Annotated in this window: 12 protein-coding genes and 1 pseudogene; 9 read left to right on the forward strand and 4 right to left on the reverse strand. The window is 63.2% G+C overall.

Translation table 11 applies throughout. The annotated features are described in order from the left end of the window. Positions 1-1,426 (reverse strand): annotated as a pseudogene (locus JQ616_RS36155) (hypothetical protein); the annotation flags it as partial. Positions 1,427-1,695: 269 nt separating this feature from the next. Between JQ616_RS36155 and JQ616_RS36160 the strand changes: the two are divergent. Then, positions 1,696-2,493 carry a helix-turn-helix transcriptional regulator gene (locus tag JQ616_RS36160; protein ID WP_212022955.1) on the forward strand — a complete coding sequence of 266 codons (798 nt, stop codon included), beginning with the start codon at positions 1,696-1,698 and terminating at the stop codon, positions 2,491-2,493. A 117-nt stretch (positions 2,494-2,610) separates the two neighbouring features. On the opposite strand, the gene JQ616_RS36165 is transcribed toward JQ616_RS36160, so the two are convergent. After that, positions 2,611-3,117 (reverse strand): DUF2147 domain-containing protein, encoded by a 507-nt coding sequence (locus tag JQ616_RS36165; protein ID WP_212022956.1) that lies wholly within the window; start codon positions 3,115-3,117, stop codon positions 2,611-2,613. 132 nt (positions 3,118-3,249) lie between these two features. Between JQ616_RS36165 and JQ616_RS36170 the strand changes: the two genes are divergently transcribed. The 7 genes from JQ616_RS36170 to JQ616_RS36200 all read left to right on the forward strand — a co-directional run bounded on the left by JQ616_RS36170 (position 3,250) and on the right by JQ616_RS36200 (position 8,393). Further along, positions 3,250-3,807: a DUF2975 domain-containing protein gene (locus JQ616_RS36170; RefSeq protein ID WP_212022957.1), complete on the forward strand. Its 558-nt coding sequence runs from the start codon at positions 3,250-3,252 to the stop codon at positions 3,805-3,807. Between the two features lie 5 nt (positions 3,808-3,812). Continuing rightward, on the forward strand, positions 3,813-4,058 hold the full coding sequence (locus JQ616_RS36175; protein ID WP_212022958.1) for a helix-turn-helix domain-containing protein: 246 nt from the start codon (positions 3,813-3,815) through the stop codon (positions 4,056-4,058). A 175-nt stretch (positions 4,059-4,233) separates the two neighbouring features. Next, the gene (napE, locus tag JQ616_RS36180; RefSeq protein ID WP_212022959.1) at positions 4,234-4,419 is read left to right on the forward strand and encodes a periplasmic nitrate reductase, NapE protein; all 186 of its coding nucleotides are present in this window, start codon (positions 4,234-4,236) and stop codon (positions 4,417-4,419) included. A gap of 76 nt (positions 4,420-4,495) precedes the next feature. Further along, positions 4,496-4,756 carry a chaperone NapD gene (locus tag JQ616_RS36185; protein ID WP_212023120.1) on the forward strand — a complete coding sequence of 87 codons (261 nt, stop codon included), beginning with the start codon at positions 4,496-4,498 and terminating at the stop codon, positions 4,754-4,756. A 21-nt stretch (positions 4,757-4,777) separates the two neighbouring features. Further along, positions 4,778-7,291, forward strand: a complete 2,514-nt coding sequence (gene napA, locus JQ616_RS36190; protein WP_212022960.1) for a nitrate reductase catalytic subunit NapA — start codon at positions 4,778-4,780, stop codon at positions 7,289-7,291. Then, positions 7,288-7,758, forward strand: coding sequence for a nitrate reductase cytochrome c-type subunit (locus JQ616_RS36195; protein ID WP_433996035.1), 471 nt, complete (start codon positions 7,288-7,290; stop codon positions 7,756-7,758). Before napA ends, JQ616_RS36195 begins: the two co-directional genes overlap by 4 nt. Further along, on the forward strand, positions 7,755-8,393 hold the full coding sequence (locus tag JQ616_RS36200) for a NapC/NirT family cytochrome c (RefSeq protein WP_249137778.1): 639 nt from the start codon (positions 7,755-7,757) through the stop codon (positions 8,391-8,393). The genes JQ616_RS36195 and JQ616_RS36200 overlap by 4 nt, the downstream gene beginning before the upstream one ends. A 77-nt stretch (positions 8,394-8,470) precedes the next feature. Here JQ616_RS36200 and JQ616_RS36205 read toward each other — a convergent pair whose 3' ends face one another. Beyond that, positions 8,471-9,454 carry a cysteine synthase A gene (locus JQ616_RS36205; RefSeq protein ID WP_212022962.1) on the reverse strand — a complete coding sequence of 328 codons (984 nt, stop codon included), beginning with the start codon at positions 9,452-9,454 and terminating at the stop codon, positions 8,471-8,473. A 756-nt stretch (positions 9,455-10,210) separates the two neighbouring features. Here JQ616_RS36205 and JQ616_RS36210 point away from each other — a divergent pair. Further along, positions 10,211-10,777, forward strand: a complete 567-nt coding sequence (locus tag JQ616_RS36210) for a fascin domain-containing protein (protein WP_212022963.1) — start codon at positions 10,211-10,213, stop codon at positions 10,775-10,777. Between the two features lie 134 nt (positions 10,778-10,911). Here JQ616_RS36210 and frc read toward each other — a convergent pair whose 3' ends face one another. Continuing rightward, positions 10,912-12,189: a formyl-CoA transferase gene (gene frc, locus JQ616_RS36215; RefSeq protein WP_092125280.1), complete on the reverse strand. Its 1,278-nt coding sequence runs from the start codon at positions 12,187-12,189 to the stop codon at positions 10,912-10,914. Between the last annotated feature and the right edge of the window lie 15 nt (positions 12,190-12,204).

Here is a 12,204-nt window from a genome sequence, read left to right on the forward strand (position 1 = left end):
GCAAGGTGCCGCCACTGAAGGTGAGGGCGCCCGCCGCCGCGCCGAGATTGGCGTCGGATGCCACCGAGAGCGTGCCGCCCGACAGCGTCGTTCCTCCGGTATAGGTGTTGGCGCCGGAGAACGCGATCGTGCCCGTCCCGGTGATCGATACGGCGCCCGCGCCGGACACCACGCCGGAGACCGAAAGACCTGCCGTTGCCGAGCTGAAGGTGACGAGAGAGCCGGAGCCGAGCACGACGTTGTTGCCGAGCGTCAGTCCGCCGGCCTGGGCGGCGATGGTCGCTCCGGCGCCGGTGATCAGTTGAATATCGCCGATCAGTGTCGAGCCCGTCTGCAAATTCAAGGCGTTGCCGGTTCCGCCGAAGCGGATCGCGGCCGCGTGGGTCGCCCCATCGATGTTGAGGCCGCCGCTGATCGTGCCGGCATTGTTGATGGTGCTGTTTCCATTCGTCATGACACCGATGCCGGCGGCACCCGTGCCGTTCGCGGCACCGCCCGTGATGGTGCCACTGTTGGCCAGCGTATTGCCGCTGCTGGCCAGATTGACGCCGGTGCCGCTGGCGCCGGCGCTGGATGATCCAGAGGCGCCGGTCGCGCCATTGCCGCCGATGCCTCCGGTAACGCCGCCCGTGTTGACGATCGACGTTCTATCGCCAAGCACCAGCAAGCCGTCGCCGCCGCCACCGCCACCACCGGCGTAGCCGCCGCCGCCGCCGGCTCCGCCCTGTCCTCCCGCGATCGTCCCGGCATTCGAGATGAAGGTATCGGCTGCCGTGGAGACCGCGCCTGCGCCGCCACCACCACCGCCGCCAGCATTACTCACGGAACTGGACGTGGCATTTCCGCCGGCGCCGCCCGCGCCGCCTGTGACGGTCACTCCACTATTGACGGTCAGGGATGTGCCCGAAAAATACACTCCGGTGCCGCCGCCGCCGCCTCCCGACGCGAAACGGAATCCGTCCGGTCCCGTGCCTCCGATAACACCGGTGGTTGGTGCTGCCACCGAGGCCGTTCCGGACATTGCCGAGCCCGGGGCGCCGCCGGTGCCTCCAGCGTTGTCGCCCGCGCCGCCGATCCCGCCCGTGCCCCCGCTGCTGGGGCTGCCGGGCGTTTGCACGGTGTTGCCGCCCACAATGGTGGTGCCGTTGCCGCCGGCGCCATTGCCGTTGCCGCCGATGCCGCCACGCTGCTGTGCGAGATCGACGCTTCCCCCGGCAGCGCTGCAGGCGGTGGTGTCGGCCGTGCAGGCCGCCTGGGCGTGGGCCGGCAGCGTCAGGCCTGTCGTGCCGAGGATCAGTGCAAGCGGTGAGACTGTGGCGAGCGCGCGAAAATACCTTGCGCGCGGCTTCGCGTCAGAACAACCGTCGCGTGTACTGTCGAACTGTCCTACAGCGGGACGTTCCGCTGCGTCTTCCAGTGTGGCCACCGCGTTCAGTTCCCGGTAGTAACTTGAATTGTTGCAACTTTCGCCGGGGCGTGTGCGTTGCAGCCCGAGACGACGTTGCGCGATGTGTCAGAGTCGACACAGCGGAGAGATTCCGTAATCGAATGCGATCTGGCCATTACCCTAAGGGGTATACCAACGCGCGCACGAACGATAAGACGGCGAGCGAGGCTTTGCTGCAACATGTGGGCACGTCGCGACGTTGCAGCGATCGCCAAAAAATCAAATCAAACTTGGTCGATCAGAATCCCATGCAACGGGACAGCAAACTCAACGACGAAATCATTCGTCTCTACGAATCCGAACCCAATCTGCACACGCTGCCTGGCGTCCTGTTCGCCGGCGTCGGCCGTCTGATCGATGCGGAGGTGGTGAGCTTTACCGAGTTCCACCGTCCGAGCTGGGATTTCCGGTCGTTGATCTCGGTCGGCGACGATCCGGACGTCCGCGCCCGTGGCATGCAGGCGTTTGCGAAGCACATGCACTCGCATCCGTTCTGGCAACATGATCCCACGTTCTACGGCGAACGTGCGCTGCGCGAGTCGGATTTCTTCAGCGACGAGGAATTCGTCGAGCTGCCGATTGCCAAGGAGGTGTTCCTGCCGTCGAGAGCGCGGCGGATCATGGGGATTACATTCGAGCACGCCGGTTATGTGGTTACGGTTGTCGGTCATCGCGTGGTGGGACGGCCGGCGTTCAGCGACGATGAGCGCGACTGGATGCAGGGATTTCGTCCGCACATCCTGCGCAGCTACCGCCAGGCGCAGGAACGGACGCTGGCGGCGCTGACGCCGGGCGATCGGCTGCGGCTGGCATTCCCTGCCCTGACGCCGCGCCAGATCGAGGTGGCATCGTGGATCGCCCAGGGCAAATCGAATGAGGAGATCGCGGGCATCCTCGGCGTCGGGCTCGATGCCGTGAAAGCGCACGTCAAGGCGATCAACAGCAAGATCGATTCCGACAGCCGGCGCGCCGCGATCGTCATTGCGCACACCACGCCGCCATTCGCCGATCTGCCGCCGCTGTGGAAGCTCGGGCTCGAGGGCTGAGGCCGGGCCGCGAGGTCATAAAGAAGGCCGCCCAAATGGGGCGGCCTCGAGTGAACGGGTTTGCTTTTCTTCTTGGCCGGTGAAGGGTCGGGGCCAAGTCCCTTCACCGCGTTGCCTTCACCGCGTCCAGTCTTCGCCGGCGCACAGCGTTCCCATGCAGCCGCGAACGTTCAGCGTGCCCGACGACACCAGCGTCACCGAGCTCTCATAGGTCTTGCCGTCGTCGGCGTTGTAGATTCGGCCGGCCCATTTTTTCGGGCCGGCGGGCTGCATGTTGATGAAGAGCGAGATGCCCATCACCGGCCGGGTCCGCTGCGCCGGATCGGCGTTCTTGTCGTCGAGCTGGGCCTTGCCGGTGGCCTTGTCGGTCGGCTCCTTCAGCCAGACGACACGGCCGCACAGTGCGCTGCCGCAGCGGTGGATCTTGACCCTGGCGTCGCCGGACTGGGTCAGCCAGACGCCCGCCGGATCGCTCGTCTTGTCGCTGGCCTTTGCGGCATCGGCGCTGCTGCCGAGCAGCGGGATGTAGAACGCAGCCACGATCAGGCGGCGCGCGAGATGAGCATGGATCAGCTGCTTCAGGGCCTTGTGAAAGCCGTCATGGTCTGGGAGTACCGTCATCATCCACCTTCTTCATGAAAGATTTCATGATAAACATGAAATAAATCACGTTTAAGGTTGAGTCAACAACATTACCGCAGCATGATGTGGCGGGCTCGTAACGGCCCGGATTGCAAATTTTTTTGGATGGATGCGATGGGGAAATCGGTTCGTGAGCAGCGCCAGCTTTGGTTTCGCCGGCTCGATCGGGCGTTCTGGGTGATCTGGGCCGCGTTGCCGGTGGTGCTGTGGCTGGCCTATGACCGCACCACGACCGCCGCGGGCGCGATCGCCGAAAGCCTGAGCGGCGAGCAGGCGAAGTGCGCGGCGATCGTCGCCAACCCGCTCACCATGTCGCCCACCGGCAAGATGCTGTTCTGGTCGTTGTTCGCGCTTGGGGTATCGTTTTACGCCGTGTTGATCGGCATCCTGCATCGCATGGTCAATCGATTCGCCAACGGGCGCATCTTCGTGTCCGAAACGCTGCAGGGGGTGTGGTGGATGGGGATCTTCCTGGTGGTCTGGCCGTTTGTCGATACGATCACAACCGTCGCGGTGAGCTATGCCCTCTATCAACTCGGTGACGTCAAGTTCTTCCTGCCGAGCTACGGCGTCGACGTCAGCACCGTCGCCGGCGGCGTGTTCCTGATGGCGCTGAAATTCGTGCTCGAGCACGCCATCCTGTTGCAGTCCGAAAACGATCTGACGATCTGAGGGTGATGTTCGTGCCCATCGTGGTGAACCTCGATGTCATGCTCGCAAAGCGCAAGCGCCGCCTGGGAGACCTCGCGGACGCGATCGGCATCTCGATCCAGAACCTGTCGATCCTGAAGACCGGCAAGGCCAAGGCGATGCGCTTCTCGACGCTGTCGGCGATCTGCCGCGAGCTGGACTGCCGGCCGGGGGATATTCTGGAATATGTGCCGGGCGATGAGGGCGAGACCGAGAGCGGCGAGGGCGGTTGATCCGACAATCAGTCGCCAAGCATCACGGTGACACAGCGAGCCAAATTCGCTGCGCGAGGCCTCTGCGCCGCCCGTTGATCTGAATCAATGTTGGGTGACCGGCGCTCACTAGATTGACGCCCAAGGCAGCGGCCCGGATGCCGCCCCTCCAACGTCCTGAATGAGAAACACGATCATGGCGGTCGTAAACAGCGATGCGAGCGCGCGGCTTCGCCGAACGCGGATGGAAATCTTCGCCTTCCTGTTCCTGACCGCCATCCTGATGCCGGGGCTCGCGGTCGCGACGGTGGGCTCATACGGGCTCGCGGTCTGGATTTACCAGATGGTCGCCGGCCCGCCCGGTCCGCCTCCGCCACATTGAGACAGGGAGCGACACCGTGCCCGTGCGCGACACCGCAATCAATCGCCGTACGCTGATCACTGGCCGCGCGTTGACGATGGAGCGCGTCGTGGCGCCACCCGGCGGCGAGATCGCCAGCATCCTGGTCCAGGCCAGGCCCGAGCGCCTCGATGCGGTCGAAGCCGACATCCTCGCCCTTTCCGGTTGCGAGATCTTTGGCCGCGATCCCAGGGGCAAGCTCGTTGTCGTGGTCGATGCACCCGATGCCGGCGCGCTCGGGGCGACGCTGAACACAATCGCCCTGTTGCCACACGTCCATTCTGCCTCGCTGGTGTTTCACGCCATCGACCTCTGCTGAAGCGCGCCGGGGAGACCGATCATGACCGAAAGCAAGCTCGACCGCCGCCAGATGCTGAAGCTGGAGGCCGCCGCCATCGCCGCAGCCGCCGGCGGAATGCCGGTCGCGTCGGTCGCCGCAAACCTCGTCACTGACCGCGATGCCAGCGAGCTCGACTGGAACAAGGCTCCCTGCCGCTTCTGCGGCACTGGCTGCAGCGTAATGGTCGCAACCAAGGACAATCGCGTGGTTGCTACCCATGGCGACATCAAGGCCGAGGTCAATCGCGGCCTCAACTGCGTCAAGGGCTACTTCCTCTCCAAGATCATGTACGGCCATGATCGCCTCACGCAGCCGATGTTGCGCAAGACCAACGGCAAGTACGACAAGAACGGAGACTTCACTCCAGTCTCGTGGGACGAAGCGTTCGACATCATGGCCGAGAAGTTCAAGGCGGCGCTCAAGCAGCGCGGGCCGAGCGGCATCGGAATGTTCGGCTCCGGCCAATGGACGATCTGGGAGGGCTATGCGGCTTCAAAGCTGTTCAAGGCCGGCTTCCGCTCCAACAACATCGATCCCAACGCGCGCCACTGCATGGCCTCTGCCGTGGTCGGCATGATGCGCACCTTCGGCATGGATGAGCCGGCCGGCTGCTACGACGACATCGAGGCGACTGACGCCTTCGTGTTGTGGGGCTCCAACATGGCGGAGATGCATCCGATCCTGTGGACACGGGTGACCGATCGCAGGCTCTCCGCTGCGCATGTGCGGGTCGCCGTGCTCTCGACTTTCGAACATCGCTCTTTCGATCTTGCCGACATCGGGATCGTGTTCACACCGCACTCCGATCTCTACATGCTTAATGCGATCGCCAATCACATCATCAAGACCGGACGCGTGAACAAGGACTTCGTCACGGCGCATACCGTGTTCAAGCGCGGCCAGACCGACATCGGCTACGGCCTGAGGCCCGATCATCCGCTGCAAAAGAAAGCGACGGGCGCAGCCAAGGCCAACGATGCGACCGACATCACCTACGACGACTACGTCAAGTTCGTCGCAGACTACACGCTGGAAAAGGCGGCGAAGATGTCGGGCGTTCCGCTCAATCGTCTGGAGGCGCTAGCCGAGCTCTACGCGGATCCGAAGATCAAAGTCGTCAGCTTCTGGACCATGGGTTTCAACCAGCATACCCGCGGCGTCTGGTGCAACAATCTCGTCTATAATCTTCACCTTCTGACCGGGAAGATCTCCGAGCCCGGCAACAGCCCGTTTTCGCTGACCGGCCAGCCCTCGGCCTGCGGCACCGCGCGCGAGGTCGGTACGTTCTCGCACCGTCTGCCGGCCGACATGGTCGTCACCAACAAGGGGCATCGCGACAAGGCGGAGGAGATCTGGAAGCTGCCGGAAGGCACAATTCCGGACAAGCCGGGCTATCACGCGGTGTTGCAAAGCCGGATGCTGAAGGACGGTCTGCTCAACGCCTATTGGGTGCAAGTGAACAACAATCTGCAGGCCGGTCCCAATATCAACGAAGAAATCTATCCGGGCTTTCGTAACCCTGACAATTTCATCGTGGTTTCGGAAGTCTATCCGACTGTGACGGCGCTTGGGGCCGACCTGATCCTGCCGACCGCGATGTGGGTCGAGAAGGAGGGGGCCTATGGCAACGCCGAGCGGCGTACGCAGTTCTGGCACCAGCTCGTGACTGCGCCCGGCGAGTCGCGTTCCGATCTCTGGCAGCTGATGGAGTTTTCGAAGCGATTCAAGATCGAGGAGGTCTGGCCGGAAGAGCTGCTGGCGAAGAAGCCGGAGTATCGCGGCAAGACGGTATTTGATGTGCTCTATCGAAACGGCCAGGTCGACAAGTTTCCGCTCTCCGACATCGCGCCAGACTACGCCAACGATGAGTCCAAGGCATTCGGCTTCTATGTCCAGAAAGGGCTGTTCGAGGAATATGCCGTCTTCGGCCGCGGTCACGGTCACGACCTCGCGCCGTTCGACACCTATCACAGCGAGCGTGGGCTGCGTTGGCCGGTCGTGAACGGCAAGGAAACGAAGTGGCGCTTTCGCGAAGGCTCGGACCCGTTCGTCGGGCAAGGAAGAGGCGTGCAGTTCTACGGTTTTGCGGATGGCAAGGCGCGCATTTTTGCGCTTCCCTACGAACCGCCCGCGGAATCGCCTGATGGCGAATACCCGTTCTGGCTCTCCACCGGCCGCGTGCTGGAGCACTGGCATTCCGGCACCATGACCCGTCGCGTGCCCGAGCTTTACCGGGCGTTTCCCGAGGCGGTGTGCTTCATGCATCCGGATGATGCACAGGAGGCCAAGCTCCGGCGCGGCGACGAAGTCAAGGTGATCTCCCGCCGCGGCTTTATCCGGGCACGGCTGGAGACCCGCGGCCGCGACCGGCCGCCGCGAGGACTCGTGTTCGTGCCATGGTTCGATGAATCGAAGCTGATCAACAAGGTGACGCTCGATGCCACCGATCCGCTCTCGCTGCAGACCGATTTCAAGAAATGTGCCGTGCGCATCGAGAAGGTGCAGCAGTCATGACCAGGAACCTGCACATTGTCCTGCTGGTGTTGGCGATCGGGGCCGGGACCGGCACGTTGGCAGCGCAGTCGCTCAATTCCGGGCTCCGCGGGCCTACACCGCTAAATGATGAAGGCCAAGCGTCGCCGATGGCTCCGACGCGCAACACGTCGGAGCGCGAGGTCAGGAACTATCCCGAGCAGCCGCCGGTGATCCCGCATTCGATTGATGGCTACCAGGTCGACCTGAACAGCAACAAATGCCTGTCCTGTCATGCGCGCGCCCGTACGGGAGAGTCACAGGCGCCGATGGTCTCGATCACGCATTTCATGGATCGTGATGGTCAATTCCTCGCGTCTATTTCGCCGCGCCGGTTCTTCTGTACCGAATGTCACGTGCCGCAGAGCGTGACCAACCCGCCCGTGAGCAACGACTTCGTCGACATCGACACCATGCTGAGCCGCGCGGCTCCGGGCGGCCGTCGATGAGTGCGGATGATTCGAAAGCTGCGAAGGAGGGGCTCGTGCGACGCGCATGGGCCTTCGCGCGCGAGCTGTGGGATGTGCTGGTGCGGCCGAGCACGGTGTTCGGGCTCGGTGTCCTGGTGATCGCGGGCTTCGCCGCCGGCGTGATCTTCTGGGGCGGCTTCAATACCGCGCTCGAACTGACCAACACCGAAAAATTCTGCACCGGCTGCCACGAGATGCGAGAAAATGTGTTCGCGGAGTTGAAATCGACCATCCATTTCACCAATCGCTCGGGCGTTCGTGCCACTTGCCCGGATTGTCACGTTCCGCATAACTGGACTGACAAGATCGCGCGTAAGATGCAGGCCTCGAAGGAGGTTTGGGGCCATCTGTTCGGCTTCATCGACACCCGCGACAAGTTCGTCGACAAGCGGCTCGAGCTTGCGCTGCATGAGTGGGCGCGCTTCAAGGCAAACGATTCACTCGAATGCCGCAACTGTCACAGCGCGGAATCGATGGATATCACCAAACAGTCCCCGCGGGCGTCGGTGGCGCACCAGCGCTTCCTCTTTACCGGCGAGAAGACTTGCATCGACTGCCACAAGGGCATTGCCCATCACTTGCCCGACATGCGTGGAGTGCCGGGCTGGCAATGAGCCACCGGCTTTTGCGCCGCCAACCGGTCTGACGAGGTGCTTGCGCAGCGAACCGCTCATGACGCCGAACCGCCGTCTCAACTCATCCAGCGCGGCAGCGGCAGGTTTTTCTTGCGCAGGAAATCGGCGTTGAAAAGCTTGGACTGGTAGCGTTGGCCGCCGTCGGCGAGGATGGTGACGATGGTCTTGCCGGGGCCGAGCTCGCGCGCGAGCCGCATAGCGCCGACGATGTTGATCGCGCTCGAGCCGCCCAGCACCAATCCCTCGTGCTCGATCAGGTCGAACAGAACGGGGAGCGCCTCCTGGTCGGTGATCCGGTAGGCCATGTCGATCGGCGCGCCTTCGAGATTCCTGGTGATGCGGACCTGTCCGATGCCCTCGGTGATCGAGTCGCCTTCGGTCGTCAGCTCGCCCTTCGTGAACCAGTTGTAGAGGGCGGCGCCCATCGGATCGCTGAGCGCGATTTTGACGTCGGGGTTACGTTCTTTAAGGGCGCGCGCGACGCCGCCCAAGGTGCCGCCGCTGCCGACGGCGCAGGTGAAGCCGTCGATCTTGCCGTCGGTCTGCCGCCAGATCTCGGGACCGGTGGTGTGATAATGGCCATCGCTGTTGGCGACATTGTCGAACTGATTGGCCCAGAATGCGCCGAGCTCTGAGGCGAGGCGGCCGGAATAGCGCGCGTAGTGACGGGGATCGGAATAGGGCACGGCGGGGATCAGGCGCAGATCGGCGCCGTAGAGCCGCAGCATGTCCTGCTTCTCCTGGCTTTGCGTGTCCGGCATCACGATCACCGAACGATAGCCGCGGGCATTGGCGACAAGCGCAATGCCGATGCCGACATTGCCGGCGGTGCCTTCGACGATGACGCCGCCCGGCTTGAGCTCGCCACGCTGCTCGGCGTCGTTGATGATGGCGAGCGCCGCGCGGTCCTTGATGGAGCCGCCCGGATTGAGGAATTCGGCCTTGCCGTAGATGTTGCAGCCGGTGGCTTCCGATGGCCCGCGCAGCCTGATCAGCGGCGTATTGCCGATCGCTTCCAGAACACCCGAGCGAACATTCATGCTGCCGCACCCTTCGTTTTGTTCCGCTATCCTACGTCGGGCCGGCAGCGCGTTGGTGCTGTTCTCGGCTTGATTTGGGAAGTATCTCTATCGTCTGCGTAGCGATGCCGGCGATTTCGTTCTTTTGAAGGGGCGGGGTCACGCGGGCTTTCACTTCAATGCCGCAAGGAGGAGGTGTCCGTCATGCGAACGCTGACTATTCTCACCTTCGCAGCGTTTGTCGCTGTTCCGACATCTGTCGCGGCGCAGTCCATGACTGCGCAGCAATATCACAGAGAGAAAGGTCCCTGCGCTTGCCCCGAGGACAAGGACACGGCCGGAAACAAATGTGGAAGGCGGAGTGCCTTCTGTGAGAGCGACAGCATTGAAATCCAGAATTGCTATCTGAAGGACGCTGAGCGCCGGAAGCAAGCGGAGTGCTCGTTCGTTTACGATCCGGTCCGGCCGCCGCCGCTCGCGCCGAAGAGGTAGTCGAACAGGGCGCTGTTTGCCGCACGGCGTGAAGCCGCTGGCGCGGCCACGTATCAAAGGCGAAATCCAGCCGTTTAGGCGCTTGCCTCGACCAATCAAAGATCGCCGCGGTTGCCCGCGGCTACTTCGTTGTGACGTGGATCACGGCAGCACAATCTTGGCGTGCACTAGGATCGAAAGCAAGCGGGGTCGCCTGGCGAACTCTCGCGATATCAGCTGGCGCCACGACAGCTTCGTGGTTCGCCAGTTTCCAACTGGAGAAACCCTCTCCGAGGAGAAAACGTCATGACAGACATCTGGATTCGTTCCGCGAGCAACTTCTTCGCATTCCTGCGCATGGACACCTCCGCGGTGACCAGCTCCAACGGCGCCGGCAGCGGCACCGTCAACGGTCAGTTCTACGGCCCGGGAAGCGAGCCGATCACCGCGACGGGCAACGACGAGGTCTTCTTCTTCGTTCCAGTCTCCGACACCGCTTTCGCACTCCGATCGATCGTTTCCGCGAATGCATATCTGCGCATGGACGGCTCGAGCGTCACTGGATTCAACGCCGCCGGAAGCGGAACGGTCAACTGTCAGTACTATCCCCAAGGTGTACAGCCGCAAGCTGTGCCCGGAAACGACGAGGTATTCCAGTTCGTCTCGATCCCCAACAGTCCCGTCGTTGCGATCCGCTCCTTCAACTATCCGAATGCCTACCTGCGGATGAATGCCGCCGGAGTCACGTCGCGGCAAGGCAATGGAAGCGGCATTGTCAACTGCCAGTACTATGCCCCGGGATCCCTGCCGCAATGGACGCCCGGCAACCTCGAGGTGTTCCACATCTCCGCCATTCCGATCAGAACGTCCTGAGACGGCGAAAGCGCGCAGGAGAGACGTCGTCGGCGTTGCTTGTTGCAGCGCTGACGATCTGAACCTACGGCGCTGACCACGCATGAAAAAAGGCCGCCGAAACCGGCGGCCTTTGATGGTGAGATGCGCTGGGCTTACTCGGCGGCCTGCTTGCGCGGCGGATCGAGCGCGCCGGAGTCGTGGATCTCGGCGACCTGGTGATCGGAGAAGCCGAGCACCTCGCGCAGGATCTCGTCGGTGTGCTCGCCGAGCAGCGGCGAACGGGCGACTTCGCTCGGCGAATCCGACAGCTTGATCGGGTTGCCGACCGAGATGTACTTGCCGCGGGTCGGGTGATCGACCTCGACCACAGTGCCGGTCGCGCGCAGCGACTGGTCTTCCGCGATCTCCTTCATCGACAGGATCGGACCGCAGGGGATGTCGTCCTTGTTGAGGATCTCCATCGCCTCGAACTTGGTCTTGGTCATCGTCCACTGCTCGATGCGGGCGAAGATCTCGTTGAGGCGCGGCAGGCGGGCCGGCGGCTTGGCGTAGTTCGGATCGGTCTTCCAGGTCGGCTCGCCGATCACGTCGCAGATCTTCTCCCAGACCGGGGCCTGGGTGATGAAGTAGATATAGGCGTTCGGATCGGTCTCCCAGCCCTTGCACTTCAGGATGCGGCCGGGCTGGCCGCCGCCGGAATCGTTGCCGGCGCGCGGCACGGCATCGCCGAACGGAATGCCTTCGCCGAACTGGCTGTATTCCTTCAGCGGCCCATGGGCGAGACGCTGCTGGTCGCGCAGCTTGACGCGGGCGAGATTGAGCACGCCGTCCTGCATCGCCGCGGTGACGCGCTGGCCCTTGCCGGAATGGGTGCGGTGATAGAGCGCGGTGACGATGCCGAGCGCGAGATGCAACCCGGTGCCGCTGTCGCCGATCTGCGCGCCGGTGACCAGCGGCAGGCCGTCGCGGAAGCCGGTGGTCGAGGCGGCGCCGCCGGTGCACTGCGCGACGTTCTCGTAGACCTTGCAGTCCTCATACGGGCCGGGGCCGAAGCCCTTGATCGAGGCGACGATCATCTTCGGGTTGATCGCCTGGATCTTCTCCCAGGGGAAGCCCATGCGATCGAGCACGCCGGGGCCGAAATTCTCCACCAGCACATCGCACTGCTTGATCAGTGCGGTCAGCACTTCCTTGCCCTTCGGGTTCTTGGTGTCGAGCGTGATCGAGCGCTTGTTGTGGTTCAGCATGGTGAAATACAGGCTGTCCACGTTCGGGATGTCCTGCAGCTGGCCGCGCGTGATGTCGCCGACGCCGGGACGCTCGACCTTGATCACGTCGGCGCCGAACCAGGCCAGCAATTGCGTGCAGGTCGGACCCGACTGGACGTGGGTGAAATCGAGAATGCGAACGCCCTTCAGCGCCTTGGTCATATCTATTGCTCCGTA

The organism is Bradyrhizobium tropiciagri (genome assembly GCF_018130545.1).
In the GTDB taxonomy this organism is placed as follows: domain Bacteria; phylum Pseudomonadota; class Alphaproteobacteria; order Rhizobiales; family Xanthobacteraceae; genus Bradyrhizobium; species Bradyrhizobium tropiciagri_A.